The following is a 15,856-nucleotide window of genomic DNA, read 5'->3' as shown; positions in this document are numbered from 1 at the left end:
ACCTTATTGCCCCACCCGTGCGGCGCGTCCCCCACGGCGCACAGCGCGCGGGGCTTGTTCAAGCGCCTCGCGCAGGGTTTCGCTCATCGGGTGCGCTTTATCTTCGGCTGCATATTGCTCAAGCAGATGGCGAATATAGGTTTTGGGGTCATCCGCGGTGATGGACAATGCCCAATCCATGAAAATCGTGCGGCATTCGCCCCGCGTGATCCCCTCGATGCGATAGGCCTCGCGGATCAGCGCCTTTGGATCAAAGATATCGCCCTTCATAACACCGAAACTCCTGCATCCCATATGCCCTTGGCCGATCTAGGGCTTGCGCGTCAAAGCGGCCTCGATAATTGCGACAGATTCCACGCGGCCAGCGTCAAGCGCAATTTCCAAACTGGCGCGATCCGAGTGGCCTGTGGCGCGCACCAGAAACTCTAGCCCACCCTGCCCGATATCACTTGGATCAAGCGGCGCATCCGTCAAGAGGCGCGCAGCCTGCGCCGCACGAGAAAATAGCGCATGCGCGGCGGATAAGGCCTCCGCTTCGGCTTGGGTCAGCCAACCGCATTTGGCCGCTGCGCTCAGATGGCGCGCAGTGGCGCGGGCCGCACTACCCGCGATCAGCGCGCCCGCCTGCCCGATCAGGTCAATATCCTGCATACCGCCCATGCCCGCCTTGACGTCAAAGGTGCTGCCCTTGCGCCCTGCCGCCGCAAGGCGTTGGCGCATATCGGCCAAATCCGCGATGATTGTGCTTGGCTTGCGCGGGGTTTGGATCACCTGCATCCGCGTGGCTTCGACATCTGCGCCAAGGCTTGCATCGCCTGCAACAACCCGTGCGCGGGTGAGGGCCATATGCTCCCACCCCCATGCCTCATTCATTTGATAATGCGTGAAGGCCTCCAACGATGTCGCAACGGGCCCCTTGCGGCCTGAGGGTCGCAGACGCATATCAACCTCGTAAAGCCGCCCCTCTGATGTCGGTGCGGAGAGTGCGGTGATCAGCATTTTTGTCGCCTTCGAGAACCACCCCCGCGCGTCCAATGGGCGCGGGCCATCCGTCATCTCAACACCACCCGCGTCATAAATGACGATCAAATCCAAATCCGACCCCGCCGTGAGCCGCGCAGCCCCAAGGCTCCCCATGGCCAAAACAACCCCGCCACGACCCGGCGCGACCCCATGTTTTTTGACCAATTCTGCACAGACCAAAGGCCAGAAACAGGCAATCACCACATCGGCCAAACCGGTATATTGCTTGGCCGCTTCTTCGGCCTCAATCAGGCCGCGCAGGTGATGCACCCCAACACGGAAATGCCATTCTTTCAGCCAACGGCGCGCAGCGTCCAACTGTCCTTCATAATCAAGCCCTTCAAGCGCGCTGCTGAGAGATTGCATCAATTCGCCCCGTGCGGGCCATGGCGCAAAGAACCCACCGCTGAGAACCGCATCTAGAACTTTAGCATTGCGCGATAAGTATATGGAAAGCGCGGGCGCCGTTGCGCAGATATCGGCCAAAAGATCAATCAATGACGGGTTTGATTGGAATAAAGAAAATAGTTGAACACCCGCAGGCAAGCCTCTGAGAAAGCTATCAAAATTTGAAAGGCTTTCATCTGGATTTGCGGATTTCATCAGCTTGGTCAATAGGGCGGGTTTGATCTGTTCGAAAATCTCGCGCCCGCGTGATGCGCGCAAACAGGAATAGCCCGGCCAACGTGATAAAATCTCAATTTGTGAGGGAGTAAGAGTGACATCTTCATGTTCAATCTCAGCTTGCTTTTGCAGTGTGTAAAACGGCTCGCAGGCGTCATCAACTGCGTGCAATCGCGCCAGAAGCGCGGCACGAAATGCGGCGACATCGCCCCCGCCCATAAAGGCCGCAAGCCGCGCAAACCCTTCGGGCGATTTGGGCAAGCTGTGCGTCTGCGCGTCATGGATCATCTGCAAACGATGCTCGACCTCGCGATGCGCGATGTAATGCGCGGTCAGGCTTTCTGTGACTTCTGGATCAACCCATGATTTCTTGGCCAAGGCGGCCAAAGTATCAACCGTGCGCCGCATCCGCAAATCGGGATCTCTGCCACCCGCCACCAATTGGCGGGTCTGGGCAAAAAATTCGATCTCACGAATGCCGCCCGCCCCCAGTTTCATATTATGCCCCTCAAGGGTGAACCCATGCAGGCCGTTATGGTCGCGAATGCGCTGGCGCATGTCTTGGGTGTCACGGATAGCGGCGAAATCCAAATGCTTGCGCCACACGAAAGGGGTGAGGGTTTTCAAGAACCGCTCCCCTGCCGCAAGATCACCTGCGGCAGCGCGCGCCTTGATATATGCGGCGCGCTCCCAATTTCGTCCCTCCGCCTCGTAATAGCGTTCAGCCGCAGCCATTGAGATACAGACGGGCGTCACAGAGGCATCAGGGCGCAGCCGAAGATCAGTGCGGAACACATAACCTTCGGATGTGATTTCCCCCAAACTTGCGGCAATGCGGCGGGTTGCGCGAACGAACCCTGTGCGCGCCTCCATCTCATCACCTGCATCGAATCTTGTCTCATCAAAGAGGCAGATCAGGTCAATGTCAGAGGAATAATTCAACTCCCCCGCCCCCATTTTCCCCATCGCAAGCGCCACCATTCCCGCGCCATCGCGCAGCGCATCCTCCTCGGTTTGGGTCGGAATGCGTCCGCGCCGCGCCTCGGCCCCAACATGAACCCGTAGCGCCGCCTGCACACAGGCATCGGCGAATTGCGACCAGAGGGCCGTGGTGGTCAACAAATCCCAAACACCGCCACAATCGGCCAAAGCCACAAGGATCGCGGCGCGGCGTTTGAGGCGGCGCAGCCCCGCATCCAGATCACTGGCCCCCAAGGCGGCCGCCTCTGCCAGAATTGCAGCCATACCCGCCTCAGGCGCGGCGCTGAGGGTGGGGATTAACCAATCGACTTCGCGGCGGATCAGGCCCGCCAGATAAGGCGCACATCCGGCAACGCCATGGATGACCTCGCGCAGTTCAGGCGCAAGGTCGTTCAATTGGGGCAGATCCGCGAATAGACCTGTCGCCAAGGCGCCGTCATAGGCAAGGGGGGCGCGGGTGATCCGAGTGGCGAAGGGGGCGGCGTTTTGGGTCATCTTGTCATTATCATGCGTTTGCGCTCAAAGGTTGTGACAGATGATAGAAGGGAATGCGCATGAGCAAAAGCCTTGCCCGCGTGGCCCATGCCCTAGAGAGGGCGGGGCTAGAGCCTGTGATCTTTGAGATGGCCGAAGGCACCCGCACCGCCGAAGATGCGGCGCGTGCGGCGCAATGCCAAATCGATCAAATTGCGAAATCAATCATATTCCGCGAGGTCGCGAGCGGTGAGTTGGTTTTGTTCATCACCGCAGGCGGTAATCAGGTCGATCCCTCGCGGGCCAAAGCCCTGACTCGTTGCGCCTTGGCGCGGGCGGATGCCGACACGATTCGCCGTGTCACGGGCTTTGCAATCGGGGGCGTGGCCCCTGTCGGGCATCTGAGCCCCTTGCGCATATGGTTTGACCCGCGGCTTTTAGCCTTTGATTTGGTATACGCGGCGGCAGGCACACCGCGCCATATTTTCGGCATCTCCCCCGAACAGCTTTTGCGACTGACCGGGGCGAAACAGGCCGATTTCGTGGCCGAATAAAAAGAATCAGAACATATGCCAAGATTTTCCTTGAAATGGGAAACATGACGCACTAGGTGGCCCTCGTACGAACCGGGTGCCGATCCCAACCTCGCTGCCACCAGCGGGGGGGCGCTAAGGGCCCACCACATCAATCTGCTGGTAAGAAGGGGGCGTGCTATGTCTAGCGCCGACCTCTTCCAACTGGGGACTGGTCTGGAGACAGGCGCCCATGCGGAAGACACTCACAGCCTTTCGGCTGACCGAAGCGTGTTCGATGAAACACGCGATGATCACTTCATTCGCCGCGATGGCCGCGTTTTCGCGGGCACGCATCTGATCCTTGAAGTCGTCAATGGCCATGGCCTTGATGATGAGGCGCGGATTCAAACTGCATTTCGCGACTGCGTGCGCGAATGTGGGGCAACGCTTCTGCACATTCATACCCACAAATTCAGCCCCCAAGGCGTGTCGGGTGTGGCGGTTTTGGCGGAAAGCCACATCTCCGTGCATACATGGCCCGAGATTGGCTATGGCGCATTTGACGTCTTTATGTGCGGCGATGCCGAACCATGGCGCGCGGTGGATGTGCTTAAAGCGGCCTTTGGCACGCAAGATGTGCGCGTCACAGAATTGCTGCGCGGCGAAGGCCTGGTGACCGAGGCGATTGCTGCGGCATAGCTGCGCGTGCAGGGGCGGTGAAACCCCGCCCCTCCCTCTGCCCCAAACTGCCCGAAAGGAGGCCGCCGATGAGCGATCCTGAAACCACGCGCGATTGGAGCGTTGAGCGTCTGCACCAAGATCACGGGCAAGCCTTGCGCGTGGCGCAAATGCATTATGACAGCGAAACCGATCACCAACGCCTACGCGTGTTTGAAAACCCCACTTTCGGGCGCATCTTAACGCTTGATGGCGTGGTGCAGGTGACTGAAGCGGATAATTTCATCTATCATGAAATGCTGACCCATGTGCCGATCTTGGCCCATGGGGCCGCCAAGCGCGTGCTGATTGTGGGCGGCGGCGATGGTGGCATGGCGCGCGAGGTACTGAAACATGACAGTATCGAACAGGTGACCATGGTCGAGATTGACGCGGGCGTGGTGGATTTTTCCAAGAAATATCTGGCCGCTATTTCAGATGGGGCCTTTGATGACCTCCGCCTTGATCTTGTGATCAATGATGGTGCCGTGTTCATGAAACAAAACGCGGATGTCTATGATGTCATCATCATCGACAGCACTGATCCCGTTGGCCCCGGTGAGGTTCTCTTTACCGATCATTTCTACGGCCACGCCAAGGCGCGTTTGGCCGAAGGTGGGATTTTGGTCACGCAAAACGGGGTTCCGTTCCTGCAAGGGGATGAGCTGACAGGCACAATGCGGGCCTTCAAGACGCTATTTTCTGATTACAGCTGCTATCTGGCGAGCATTCCGACCTATGCAGGCGGGCCTATGGCCTTTGGCTGGGGCAGTGACAGTAACGCGCGGCATGTTGATCTTACCACCCTTGAGGCGCGGTTCAAAGCGGCAGGGATCAGCACAGATTATTATACCCCCGAGGTGCATCGCGGCGCGTTCGCCCTGCCCCCCTATGTGGCGCGTCTGATCCCCTAAGGGGTTATTCCGCCGCTTCGGTTTTCTGGGCCGCCTCAAGTTGGGCGGCCTTTTTTTCGACCTGCTCTACGATATGGTCGATCATTTGGTCATTGTTCAGCTTGTGGCTTTGTTTGCCTGCAAGATAGACCATACCTGACCCAGCACCGCCGCCTGTAAAGCCCACATCGGTCATCAGCGCCTCGCCCGGCCCGTTGACCACACAGCCGATAATCGAAAGGCTCATCGGGGTTTTGATATGCTCAAGACGCTTTTCCAAAGCCTCGACTGTTTTGATCACATCAAAGCCCTGACGCGCGCAAGATGGGCAGGAAATGATATTCACTCCGCGATGGCGCAGGCCCAAGGATTTGAGGATCTCATAGCCAACTTTCACCTCTTGCACAGGATCGGCAGAAAGGCTGACACGGATCGTGTCGCCAATCCCCATCCACAGCAGGCTGCCCAAACCAAGTGCAGATTTGATCGTGCCAGAGGTCAAACCGCCTGCTTCAGTGATGCCCAAATGGATGGGGGCATCGGTGGCCTCAGCCAGACCTTGATAAGCCGCAGCCGCCAAAAACACATCGGACGCTTTTACCGAGATTTTGAACTCGTGAAAATCATTATCTTGCAAGATCCGAATGTGATCGAGACCTGATTCAATCATTGCCTCAGGGCAAGGTTCGCCATATTTCTCAAGCAAATGCTTTTCCAAGGAGCCTGCATTCACCCCGATACGGATCGAGCAATTATGATCACGGGCGGCCTTGATCACCTCGCGCACACGGGTTGCATCGCCAATATTGCCAGGATTGATCCGCAAACAGGCCGCGCCTGCCTCTGCCGCCTCAATGCCGCGCTTATAGTGGAAATGGATATCTGCAACGATTGGCACGCGGCTTTCGCGCACAATCTCTTTCAGCGCCTTTGAGCTGGCCTCATCTGGCACGGAGACGCGCACGATATCGGCGCCTGCCTCGGCACAGGCCTGAACCTGTGCGATGGTCGCCCTTATATCAGTGGTGGGGGTGTTGGTCATGGTTTGCACGGAAATCGGTGCATCCCCCCCAACTGGCACAGAGCCTACATGAATCTGACGGCTTTTGCGGCGGTCGATATTGCGCCAAGGGCGTATCGGATTATGAGACATGGGGAGTGTGACCTTTATCTTGTCGCATCGCAAAGACATTTCACCGCGCAAGATAAGCCCTTGCCACCGATTGCACAATGCTTGGACACGCAGAGCGCGAACAGGCCCCCGATTTATTCGCCTTGCGCCAGGCGCTCGAGAACCAATTGCGCCACTTCGGGCAATTGTGGATCAGAGGCCGCGCTTGCAATGGGATAGCGGGTTTGAATCTGATCGGCAGAAATCGGCACATCCTTAATCACACTGCTGCCTTCACCCGCAGGGCCAAAGGTGACAGAGTTCAGCGCAAAATAAAGCGCACTTGAATTGCCTGCGCGCAGCACGGGCTCCTCATCCATGACGGGGACGGTATAACTATCGCCCGCATTCAACGTGCCCTCAAAAAGAACGGTGCCATCGGTCGTGGTGATCCTGATCCATGAGGGGCGCACAGCAAACAGGACGACCTCATCGCGCGGCTCTTGGGTCACGGGCGGATTGCTGGTTGAGGCGGTCGGTGAGGCCTCCCCCCCTCCTGCGGCGGCAATCGCGCGCGAGATATCATCGGGGCGCAAGACGGGGCTGTTATCGCGGGCAAAAGCCCCTGTGGTTGAGGGGTTCAAGGTGCTGATGGCGCGGTCGCGCGGCACCAAGACCGGGGCCTCAAGCAAGGTGGGGCGATAAAGACGCTCTATCGCGGCACTGTCGCGCGTCTCTTCTTGGGCGGGCAGAGCGGGGCTTGCATCGGTCAAATCGCTGGTTGTGTTTTGCGGCAAGGGCAGCGGGTCAAGCGCTGTTAATGCAACGGGCGTATCAGCGACAGGTGCGAATTGAACGCGCTGAAAATCATTGAGCAAGACCCACGCGCCATAGCCCACGCCAAGCAAAACCACCGACAAGACAAAAAGCGAGCCAAGCGCGCCCGCCTCAAGTCGAGGGAGAAACCCGTCATCCGTGTCGTATAAAACATGGCGCTTTGAAAAGCGGCGGTCTTCTTGCAGGCCGCCCATCTGGCCTTTGGGCATTTCAATTTTCTGCGGTATGCGCGCGGTGCGATCCACCTCGGGAGAGAACCCGCTGACCCCTGAAAACCCTGTTTCCTCGCAAAACCGCGAAAACACCCATTCAGGGTCAAGACCGAGATACCGCGCATATGACCGCACATAACCCGCGATAAACCCGCGCGAGGTAAAGACCGTTAAATCTGCGTTTTCGATAGCGGCGATACATGAGGCACGGATCCGCAAATCCGCCTCAACATCCTGTAGCGATTTACCCATGGTTGCGCGTTCACCGCGCATCAGATCGCCCAAAGGCACATCCATCAGCAATTCGCTGTGCAATTCTTCTGTTGATGCCCCCATCATCCCCGTCTCATCATGCCCCATTTGGCGCCCCGCTCAACCTGCCCTTGGATGCAGTTTCTGGCCAAAACTACTTTTCCGTTGCCCATATATTAGAAGGCCGATTCGTATCGGCCCCGTCATCCCCCAATCACACAATAGCATAAGCTAGGCTAGGTGATAAACTTATTGTGTATTAACCCGCCAACTCGGCACGATTCAGCGCACAATGGCTCCAGAGGCGATCCATGGCATGCACCAAAGCATCCATCATTTTGGGGTCATGCACAGGGCTTGGGGTAAAGCGTAACCGTTCTGTCCCGCGGGGAACAGTTGGGAAATTGATGGGCTGCACATAAATCCCGTGATCCTGCAAAAGCATATCCGAGATTTTCTTGGTATGAACAGGGTCACGTACGATCACTGGCACAATGTGGCTACCGTGATCAATGATGGGCAGGCCCATCCCCTTTAGGCGCAGTTTCAGAACCGCTGCGCGCTCTTGATGCAGATCGCGCAGGGCCTGATCCGTCTTGAGATGCGCAACCGAAGCGGCAGCGCCCGCTGCAACCACAGGTGGCAGTGATGTTGTAAAAATGAAACCCGGCGCATAGGAGCGCACAGCATCACACATTTTGGCCGATGCCGCGATATATCCGCCCATCACACCATAGGCTTTGCCAAGCGTGCCATTGATAATGTCGATACGATCCGACAAGCCCAGTTTTTGGGCCACCCCGCCCCCGCGTGGGCCATACATCCCCACCGCGTGAACCTCGTCCAAATAGGTCAAGGCGCCGAATTCCTCGGCCAATTCTACGATCCCCGAAATCGGGCCAAAATCGCCATCCATTGAATAGACCGATTCAAAGGCAATCAATTTTGGCGCAGCAGGATCATCTGCCGCCAGTTTGGCACGCAAATCAGCAAGATCATTGTGTTTGAACACGCGCTTTGCCCCGCCATTGCGGCGAATGCCCTCAATCATAGAGGCGTGGTTCAACTCATCCGAATAGATGATCAGACCCGGAAACAGCCGCTGCAGGGTCGAGAGGGTTGCATCATTGGCAATATAGGCAGAGGTGAACACAAGCGCCGCCTCTTTGTCGTGCAAATCGGCCAATTCCGCCTCAAGGTGCTTGTGATAGACAGTGGTACCTGAAATGTTGCGCGTGCCGCCAGACCCTGCGCCTGTGGCGTCAAGCGCCTCGTGCATAGCGTTCAAAACGACAGGGTGTTGCCCCATGCCCAAATAATCATTGCCACACCAGACTGTGATATCCTGCTGGCTGCCATCGGGCCGCGTCCAAGTTGCGTGCGGAAATTGTCCCTTGCGGCGTTCAATATCAATGAACGTGCGATAGCGACCCTCGTTGTGAAGGCTATCCAAGGCATGATTAAGGGCGTTGTTATATTCCACACTCGTCTCCTTACATTTCCGCGCGCAGGCAGTAGTTTAGGGGGTAACGGCCAGCGTTGCGTGTCAAATAGTCCCTTCGCTGTTGAAAATCCAAGTAACAAATTGACGCGCGCCTTTATTTGATCTGGCGCAAATTTAGATTTGATTGACATGCAAACACGCTCAAGCGTCCAAGATGTAGTGGTTTGCAAGGCCGTTTTTGGCTTTTCGCCGCGAGATAAAGCTGCCAATATAGGCAAAATCGTAAAGCAAAAATGTGATTGAGCAGAGCATGGCGGATGATCTTTTGGGCCAAGCGGCCTCGGAACAGGCCTATGACGCCTCATCTATTGAGGTGTTGGAAGGGTTGGAACCCGTCCGCAAGCGCCCGGGCATGTATATTGGCGGCACCGATGAACGCGCCTTGCACCATTTGGTGGCAGAAATCCTTGACAACTCGATGGACGAGGCTGTCGCTGGCCATGCCAATCGGATTGAGATTGAACTGGCCGCAGATTACACCGTCACAATCCGCGACAATGGCCGCGGGATGCCGATTGATCCGCATCCCAAATTCCCCGACAAATCCGCGCTTGAGGTAATTTTATGCACCCTCCACGCGGGCGGTAAGTTTTCGGGCAAGGCCTATCAAACCTCGGGCGGTTTGCACGGGGTTGGGGCATCGGTCGTGAATGCGCTTTCCGATCATTTGCGGGTCGAGGTGGCCCGAAATCGCACGCTGTACGCGCAAGAATTCTCGCGCGGCCTGCCCCAAGGGGGATTGCAGAACCTTGGCGCGGCCCCCAATCGGCGCGGCACGCAAGTCAGCTTTCATGCCGATGAACAAATCTTTGGCAGCCATCGCTTTAAGCCTGCCCGCCTTTTCAAAATGGTGCGCTCTAAGGCCTATTTGTTTTCAGGCGTGGAAATTCGTTGGAAATCCGCAATTGATGACGGCGAAACCCCACAAGAGGCCACGTTCCATTTCCCGGGCGGCTTGGCCGATTATCTGGGCGAGGTTTTGGGAAATGCCGCGACCTATGCGCAAGCTCCCTTTGCGGGCAAGGTAGAGTTTCAAGAACGCTTCGGTGCGGCGGGTTCGGTCGAATGGGCGATCAATTGGACACCGGCACGCGATGGGTTCATCCAATCTTATTGTAACACCGTTCCCACGCCAGAGGGCGGCACCCATGAGGCTGGATTTTGGGCGGCAATCCTGAAGGGCATTCGCGCCTATGGCGAATTGGCGGGCAATCGCAAGGCCGCGAACATCACACGCGAAGATTTGACTGCGGGCGGGTGTGCGCTGGTGTCATGCTTTATCGCTGAGCCCGAATTTGTCGGGCAGACGAAAGACCGCCTTGCCACCACCGACGCGGCGCGCATGGTCGAAGGCGCGGTGCGCGACCGCTTTGACAATTGGTTGGCCGCAGATACCAAATCAGCGGGGGCGATCCTCGATTTTCTAATCCTACGCGCCGAAGAACGCCTGCGCCGCAGACAAGAAAAAGAAACGCAGCGCAAATCTGCCACCAAGCGCCTGCGCCTGCCGGGCAAATTGGTCGATTGTTCGGCTACAAACCGCGTAGGCACAGAATTGTTCATCGTGGAAGGCGACAGTGCGGGCGGGTCTGCCAAAATGGCCCGTGACCGCAAGACCCAAGCCCTGCTGCCTTTGCGTGGTAAAATTTTGAACGTGCTTGGTGCGGCCTCCTCCAAAATGGGCCAAAACCAAGAGATCAACGATCTGTGTCAGGCGCTTGGCGTGTCGATGGGCACGAAATTCAATGTTGAAGATTTGCGTTATGACAAAATCATCATCATGACCGATGCCGATGTCGATGGGGCGCATATCGCCTCGCTCTTGATGACATTTTTCTTCACCCAGATGCGTCCGATGATTGATCAGGGCCATCTCTATCTCGCCTGCCCGCCCTTGTTCCGCCTGACCCAAGGCGCGCATCGGGTCTATGCCCTTGATGAGGCCGAGAAAGAGAGTTGGATGACGCGTGGCTTAGGCGGGCGCGGTAAGATAGATGTAAGCCGATTTAAGGGTCTGGGCGAGATGGACGCCAAAGACCTGAAGGAAACCACGATGGATCCCGCATCGCGCAAGTTGATCCGTGTCACAGTGGATGAGGACACGCCCGGCGAAACCGGGGATCTGGTGGAACGTTTGATGGGCAAAAAGCCCGAATTGCGGTTCCAATATATCCAAGATAATGCGCGCTTTGTTGAGGAATTGGACGTTTAACCCTGTCGAATATTAGCGCCGTTTGGGCGCTCACACCCCTTGCGCCTTTTCCTCAAGCAGCAGCCATTCTTCTTCGGCAGCCGCAAGTTTCGCCTGTCGTTCGGCCAATGCCTCGGTCGCTTTGGCGAATTTGACAGGCTCGCGCGTGTAGAGATCAGGGTCAGACAGCAATTCAGACAGCTTGCCCATTTCCGCCTCAAGCCGCGCAATCACCAATGGCAATTCCTTTAGACGATGAGTTTCCGTGAAACTAAGACCCGCAGTGGGTTTTGCACCTGCATATGACGCCACCCGATCAGAGCCTGATTTTGCGGCAGGCGATGCTTCGCGATCCTCTTGCGCGGCCCCAATCCGCGCCCCTTGGGCCAAGGCATCGCTCCATCCCCCTGCATAGGCCTGCGCACGGCCCTGCCCCTCAAGGACAACCGTGCTGGTGGCAACCCGATCCAAAAAATCGCGGTCATGGCTGACCAAAAGAACCGAGCCCGCATAGTCACCAAGCAGATCTTGCAGCAAATCCAATGTCTCGACATCCAGATCATTGGTCGGCTCATCCAAGATCAAAAGATTGCTTTCGCGTGCCATGATTTTGGCAAGCATCAACCGCGCCCGCTCGCCCCCCGAGAGGGAGCGCACAGGCGCGCGCGCTTGCGCCTCGTCAAACAGGAAATCTTTGAGATAGCCCATCACATGGCGGGGGCTGCCGCGCACCATGACCTGATCAGAGGATCCATTCACGGCAATCTCACGATCCAAGGTCAGGCTATCCCACAGACTGGCCTGAGGGTTCAATCCTGCGCGGTTTTGGTCAAATACCGCCATCTCAAGGCCTTTGCCCAAGGTGACATGCCCCGTGTCAGGGGCAAGTTGGCCAGTCAGCATATTCAAAAGCGTGGTTTTGCCTGCGCCATTTGGGCCGACAAACCCCACCCGATCCCCGCGCAAAATGCGCAGATCAAAGGGTTTCAGAATTTGCGTGTCTCCAAAGGATTTTGAAATTCCCTTGGCTTCGATCACCTTGCGGCCAGATTGCGGCCCCTCCTCCAACACCATGGCGGCGGTGGATTGACGGCGGATCATTGCAGCGCGTTCTGCGCGCAAATCAGCCAAAGCGCGCACACGGCCCTGATTGCGTTTGCGCCGTGCACTGATCCCCTCAACGGCCCAACGGGCCTCGGATTTGATTTTGCGATCCAATTTGTGGCGCGCTGTGTCTTCCTCGTCCCAAACCTTATCGCGCCACGCCTCAAAGCTGGCAAAGCCTTGCTCATTGCGGCGCACCTGCCCGCGATCCACCCATAAGGTGGCGCGGGTCAAGGCGTTCAAAAACGCACGGTCATGCGAGATCACGACAAAGGCTGTGCGGGTTTCTGCAAGCCGCGCCTCGAGCCATCCGATGGCCTCGATATCAAGATGGTTGGTGGGTTCGTCCAAGAGCATGGTATCAGGCTCTTCGGCCAAAAGCCGTGCAAGGGCTGCGCGGCGGCGCTCCCCGCCAGACGCCTTGGCAGGATCAGCGTCAAGGCGCAGCTTAAGACCATCGGCCAAGGCCTCGACCCGCCACGCTTCGCTTGGGCCAAGCGTGGCCGTGGCAAAATCACCCAATGTGGCAAAACCCGTAAAATCGGGCTCTTGTTCCATATAGCCGACCGAGGTGCCTTGCGGGCTTGTGATGCTGCCTGTGTCAGGTTCAATCAACCCCGCCATGACCTTCATCAAGGTCGATTTGCCCGACCCGTTGCGCCCAACGAGCGCCACGCGATCCCCCTGATGCACAACCAAATCCAACCCATCAAAAATGGGATCACCGCCAAAGGTCAGTGAAATATCCGAAAGCTGCAAAAGCGAGGGGCGGGCCATGGGGGCTATCTTTCACGCAAGCTCGCCTGAACACGGCGGGCTTGTCTTTGGTCAATCAAGAATGGCCCGAACAGCCGCCATCTGATCAGGTTCGCCAATCACAGCGCCATTTGGCCCAAGCCCACGCTTGATCTTATCAACAATCTCCATGCCCGATGTGACCTCGCCCACAACGGTGTAATCCCCATTCAATTGCCGCACGGGGGCAAACATGATGAAGAATTGCGAATTGGCGCTGTCTGGGTTCGCGGCTCGGGCCATGCCGACCACGCCCCGCTCAAAGCTGAGATCAGAAAACTCGGCAGGCAGGTCTGGATATTGGGATCCGCCCCGCCCTGCAAAGCGCATATCTTGCCCGATGCGGCCATATTCCACATCGCCCGTTTGTGCCATGAACCCATCAATCACGCGGTGAAACACCACGCCATCATAAGCGCCATCTTCGGCCAGTTGCAGCATCCGCGCCGTATGTTCTGGCGCGACATCCTCGAACAAGTCGATGACGATGGTGCCATTCGTCTCGCCCGCGATATCAATCTCTAGCCCCGCCCCAAAGGCAGGGCTTGCCAAAAACAAGGCGATCACTGCGCCAAGCTTACGCATCTGCAGCCACCTTCACGCTGATCATTTTATCAGGGTTTGCAGGCGGCTCGCCGCGGGTGATCGCGTCAATATGCTCCATCCCTGCAATCACGCGGCCATAAACGGTGTATTGGCGATTGAGGAAATGGTTGTCGTTAAAATTGATAAAGAACTGGCTGTTTGCCGAATTGGGGTTGGAAGAGCGCGCTGCCCCCAATGTGCCGCGATCATGCGGAATGCCAGAGAATTCAGCAGGCAAATCAGGCTTTTCCGAACCGCCCGTGCCCGCCATGCGGATATTCGCACCCTTGTCGGCATTGCCATGTTCAACATCGCCCGTTTGCGCCATGAACCCGTCAATCACGCGGTGAAAGATCACACCATCATAGGCGCCTTCACGCGCCAATTCCTTCATGCGCGCGCAATGCGCAGGCGCAATGTCGGGCAGCAATTCGATGGTGACAGTGCCTTCTTTCAGCTCCATCAGGATGGTGTTTTCGGGGTCTTTGATCTCGGCCATGCCTTTATTCCTTTTGCGGATATCTGACTTTGGCCTTGACCTATCAGGATGAGAATTTCGCGTCTAGCGCTTGATGCACAGCGGGCGGCACGAAATGGCTGACATCGCCCCCAAGCCGCGCGATTTCTTTGACCAGTTTTGAGGCAATCGCCTGATGCTCGGCCTCGGCCATCAAAAAGACAGTGTTGATCTCATCATCCAGTTTGCGGTTCATGCCGACCATCTGGAATTCATATTCGAAATCGGCGACCGCACGCAGGCCACGGATGATAAGCCCCGCCCCAACCTCGCGCGCGCAATCAATCAAAAGATTGTCGAAGGGATACGCGACAATCTCAATGCCCGTGGCGCGTGACAGTTTCGCGCTTTCAGCCTCGACCATAGCCACCCGTTCCTCAAGGGTGAAAAGCGGGCCTTTATCGCGGTTGATCGCAACACCAATCACCAATCGATCAACCAATGTGGCCGCACGGCGGATAATATCGACATGGCCCAATGTGATTGGATCGAATGTGCCCGGATATAGGCCTGTGCGCATCTGCAAATCTCCCAAACTTGGCATATGCTGCCGCAATTACGGGGTCACGCAACATTATTGCGCCGCGAAACGCAAGCTAAAAGCAGCGCTCCGCCGCCTCCGCTTCAAGCCGCGCCACCTCGGCGCGCAGCCCCGCTGACAAAGCCTCAACAAAACGCCCCAACCTGTCAGAGCGCCGATCTTGCTCGTGGCGCACTAGATAAAAGGCCCGTTTCAGGCTGATGTCATTCTTCAGCACAATCCGCAATTCGGGTGCGAATGGCAGCGCGAAATCATGCACAAATCCAATCCCGCCTTGCCGCAGCATTTGCAACTGCACCGCGACAGAATTTGACGCCATCTGCACCCGTCCGCGCCCCAATAGTCCAAGATAGTCCAATTCTTTGTCGAAAATCATATCGGGAATATAGCCCACCACCGCATGATCCCGCGCCTTGGCCAGATCATCTGGCGGCGTCAGATCGGCGCGCATTGCCAAATGCAAATGGTAATCGGTGATCTTTTGCACCAAAAGCCGTCCCGCATCGGGTGGGCTGACAGTAATCGCCAAATCCGCTTCGCGCTTGGACAGGTTCACAACCCGCGGCAGGGCCAGAATTTGGATGTCGAGATCAGGGTTATCGGCGCGAATGGCCGCGCAGACCTGTGGCAGCAAATAATTGGCGCAGCCATCAGGCGCGCCGATCCGCACCGTGCCAGACAACCCCGCCTGCCCCTGCCCGCCTGCAAGCGGAACGGAAAGGGCCGCCTCGGCAGCCTCGGCTGCGGGCAAAAGCTCCTCCCCTACACTGCTTAGGACATAACCTTGCGGGGATTTCACAAACAGCTCGGCCCCCAGCCGCGCCTCAAGCCGTGCAATACGCCGCCCGATTGTGGCTGCATCAAGCCGCAGGGTTTTCCCTGCCCCTGTCAGGCTTTCGGCCCGCGCAACGGCCAGAAAGACACGGATATCATCCCAATTCATCGCCCCATCCATTTTGCAAAAATGCAAGACTAATTTG

The 15,856-nt window shown here is 57.2% G+C and carries 14 protein-coding genes; 4 read left to right on the top strand and 10 right to left on the bottom strand.

Annotated elements, in window-relative coordinates; genetic code table 11:
- Positions 1-3 precede the first annotated feature (3 nt).
- Together AAC632_RS08630 and AAC632_RS08625 are read right to left on the bottom strand one after the other, a co-directional pair.
- Positions 4-270: a hypothetical protein gene (locus AAC632_RS08630; protein WP_340296864.1), complete on the bottom strand. Its 267-nt coding sequence runs from the start codon at positions 268-270 to the stop codon at positions 4-6.
- A 39-nt stretch (positions 271-309) separates the two neighbouring features.
- Positions 310-3,123 (bottom strand): bifunctional [glutamine synthetase] adenylyltransferase/[glutamine synthetase]-adenylyl-L-tyrosine phosphorylase, encoded by a 2,814-nt coding sequence (locus tag AAC632_RS08625; RefSeq protein ID WP_340296866.1) that lies wholly within the window; start codon positions 3,121-3,123, stop codon positions 310-312.
- Between the two features lie 59 nt (positions 3,124-3,182).
- Here AAC632_RS08625 and AAC632_RS08620 point away from each other — a divergent pair, with 59 nt between their 5' ends.
- The 3 genes from AAC632_RS08620 to speE all read left to right on the top strand — a co-directional run bounded on the left by AAC632_RS08620 (position 3,183) and on the right by speE (position 5,248).
- A complete protein-coding gene (locus tag AAC632_RS08620) occupies positions 3,183-3,656 on the top strand; it encodes a YbaK/EbsC family protein (RefSeq protein ID WP_340296867.1) in 474 nt (157 codons plus the stop codon).
- 159 nt (positions 3,657-3,815) lie between these two features.
- Positions 3,816-4,316 (top strand): adenosylmethionine decarboxylase, encoded by a 501-nt coding sequence (speD, locus tag AAC632_RS08615; RefSeq protein WP_340260808.1) that lies wholly within the window; start codon positions 3,816-3,818, stop codon positions 4,314-4,316.
- Positions 4,317-4,384: 68 nt separating this feature from the next.
- A complete protein-coding gene (gene speE, locus AAC632_RS08610; RefSeq protein ID WP_340296869.1) occupies positions 4,385-5,248 on the top strand; it encodes a polyamine aminopropyltransferase in 864 nt (287 codons plus the stop codon).
- A gap of 4 nt (positions 5,249-5,252) precedes the next feature.
- On the opposite strand, the gene ispG is transcribed toward speE, so the two are convergent.
- The 3 genes from ispG to hemA form a co-directional block, all read right to left on the bottom strand.
- Complete coding sequence (ispG, locus tag AAC632_RS08605) at positions 5,253-6,380, bottom strand: flavodoxin-dependent (E)-4-hydroxy-3-methylbut-2-enyl-diphosphate synthase (protein ID WP_340299906.1); 1,128 nt, start codon at positions 6,378-6,380, stop codon at positions 5,253-5,255.
- A gap of 113 nt (positions 6,381-6,493) precedes the next feature.
- Positions 6,494-7,747: a helix-turn-helix domain-containing protein gene (locus AAC632_RS08600; protein WP_340296873.1), complete on the bottom strand. Its 1,254-nt coding sequence runs from the start codon at positions 7,745-7,747 to the stop codon at positions 6,494-6,496.
- Between the two features lie 151 nt (positions 7,748-7,898).
- A complete protein-coding gene (hemA, locus tag AAC632_RS08595; RefSeq protein ID WP_340296875.1) occupies positions 7,899-9,122 on the bottom strand; it encodes a 5-aminolevulinate synthase in 1,224 nt (407 codons plus the stop codon).
- Positions 9,123-9,393: 271 nt separating this feature from the next.
- Between hemA and parE the strand changes: the two genes are divergently transcribed.
- Positions 9,394-11,355: a DNA topoisomerase IV subunit B gene (parE, locus tag AAC632_RS08590; RefSeq protein ID WP_340296877.1), complete on the top strand. Its 1,962-nt coding sequence runs from the start codon at positions 9,394-9,396 to the stop codon at positions 11,353-11,355.
- A gap of 30 nt (positions 11,356-11,385) precedes the next feature.
- On the opposite strand, the gene AAC632_RS08585 is transcribed toward parE, so the two are convergent.
- The 5 genes from AAC632_RS08585 to AAC632_RS08565 form a co-directional block, all read right to left on the bottom strand.
- Positions 11,386-13,215: an ABC-F family ATP-binding cassette domain-containing protein gene (locus AAC632_RS08585; protein ID WP_340296879.1), complete on the bottom strand. Its 1,830-nt coding sequence runs from the start codon at positions 13,213-13,215 to the stop codon at positions 11,386-11,388.
- Positions 13,216-13,266: 51 nt separating this feature from the next.
- Entirely contained in the window at positions 13,267-13,818 is a 552-nt protein-coding gene (locus tag AAC632_RS08580; protein ID WP_340296881.1) for a peptidylprolyl isomerase, read from the bottom strand.
- Entirely contained in the window at positions 13,811-14,317 is a 507-nt protein-coding gene (locus AAC632_RS08575; protein WP_340296882.1) for a peptidylprolyl isomerase, read from the bottom strand. Before AAC632_RS08575 ends, AAC632_RS08580 begins: the two co-directional genes overlap by 8 nt.
- A 43-nt stretch (positions 14,318-14,360) precedes the next feature.
- On the bottom strand, positions 14,361-14,855 hold the full coding sequence (gene coaD / locus AAC632_RS08570) for a pantetheine-phosphate adenylyltransferase (protein ID WP_340296884.1): 495 nt from the start codon (positions 14,853-14,855) through the stop codon (positions 14,361-14,363).
- A gap of 76 nt (positions 14,856-14,931) precedes the next feature.
- Complete coding sequence (locus tag AAC632_RS08565; RefSeq protein ID WP_340296885.1) at positions 14,932-15,819, bottom strand: LysR family transcriptional regulator; 888 nt, start codon at positions 15,817-15,819, stop codon at positions 14,932-14,934.
- Between the last annotated feature and the right edge of the window lie 37 nt (positions 15,820-15,856).

The organism is Roseobacter sp. HKCC-CH-9351 (genome assembly GCF_037830295.1).
GTDB lineage: Bacteria > Pseudomonadota > Alphaproteobacteria > Rhodobacterales > Rhodobacteraceae > M30B80.
The sequence above is the reverse complement of the archived record's forward strand: the minus strand, read 5'-3'. Positions and strand labels throughout refer to the sequence as shown.

Excerpts from the sequence above, each read along its gene's own strand:
- parE (WP_340296877.1), top strand. The coding sequence starts at position 9,394 with ATGGCGGATGATCTTTTGGGCCAAGCGGCCTCGGAACAGGCCTATGAC.
- AAC632_RS08565 (WP_340296885.1), bottom strand. The coding sequence starts at position 15,819 with ATGAATTGGGATGATATCCGTGTCTTTCTGGCCGTTGCGCGGGCCGAA.
- AAC632_RS08630 (WP_340296864.1), bottom strand. The coding sequence starts at position 270 with ATGAAGGGCGATATCTTTGATCCAAAGGCGCTGATCCGCGAGGCCTAT.
- AAC632_RS08625 (WP_340296866.1), bottom strand. The coding sequence starts at position 3,123 with ATGACCCAAAACGCCGCCCCCTTCGCCACTCGGATCACCCGCGCCCCC.
- coaD (WP_340296884.1), bottom strand. The coding sequence starts at position 14,855 with ATGCGCACAGGCCTATATCCGGGCACATTCGATCCAATCACATTGGGC.
- AAC632_RS08575 (WP_340296882.1), bottom strand. The coding sequence starts at position 14,317 with ATGGCCGAGATCAAAGACCCCGAAAACACCATCCTGATGGAGCTGAAA.
- speE (WP_340296869.1), top strand. The coding sequence starts at position 4,385 with ATGAGCGATCCTGAAACCACGCGCGATTGGAGCGTTGAGCGTCTGCAC.
- AAC632_RS08600 (WP_340296873.1), bottom strand. The coding sequence starts at position 7,747 with ATGGGGCATGATGAGACGGGGATGATGGGGGCATCAACAGAAGAATTG.
- speD (WP_340260808.1), top strand. The coding sequence starts at position 3,816 with ATGTCTAGCGCCGACCTCTTCCAACTGGGGACTGGTCTGGAGACAGGC.
- AAC632_RS08580 (WP_340296881.1), bottom strand. The coding sequence starts at position 13,818 with ATGCGTAAGCTTGGCGCAGTGATCGCCTTGTTTTTGGCAAGCCCTGCC.
- AAC632_RS08620 (WP_340296867.1), top strand. The coding sequence starts at position 3,183 with ATGAGCAAAAGCCTTGCCCGCGTGGCCCATGCCCTAGAGAGGGCGGGG.
- ispG (WP_340299906.1), bottom strand. The coding sequence starts at position 6,380 with ATGTCTCATAATCCGATACGCCCTTGGCGCAATATCGACCGCCGCAAA.
- AAC632_RS08585 (WP_340296879.1), bottom strand. The coding sequence starts at position 13,215 with ATGGCCCGCCCCTCGCTTTTGCAGCTTTCGGATATTTCACTGACCTTT.